Consider the following 384-nt stretch of genomic DNA (forward strand, 5'->3'; position numbering starts at 1 on the left):
CTTTGGAAATCAAAAGGGAGATAGGCGATTCTCCAGAGGAGAGGCTTCGCCAACGCAATGGCGTTGGTAGTTCCTTAAACAATTTAGGCAATGCTTACAATTTCCTGGGAGAGTACCAACGGGCGATTGATTTCTACCAGCAGTCTTTGGAAATCAAAAGGGAAATAGGCGATTCTCCAGAGGAGAGGCTTCGCCAACGCAATGGTGTTGGTATTTCCTTAAACAATTTAGGCAGTGCTTACAAATCCCTGGGAGAGTACCAACGGGCAATTGAGTTCTACCAACAGTCTTTGGAAATCAAAAGGGAGATCGGCGATCATAATGGTGTTGGTAATTCCTTAAACAATTTAGGCAGTGCTTACAAATCCCTGGGAGAGTACCAAC

Annotated in this window: 1 protein-coding gene; it reads left to right on the forward strand. The window is 44.8% G+C overall.

Annotation, left to right across the window (positions count from 1 at the left end; translation table 11 throughout):
• Positions 1-384 (forward strand): tetratricopeptide repeat protein (locus NCWK1_RS30235; protein ID WP_245894961.1); only part of this gene is annotated, 384 nt, incomplete at both ends.

It is taken from the genome of Nostoc cycadae WK-1 (genome assembly GCF_002897135.1).
Lineage (GTDB): Bacteria > Cyanobacteriota > Cyanobacteriia > Cyanobacteriales > Nostocaceae > Nostoc_B.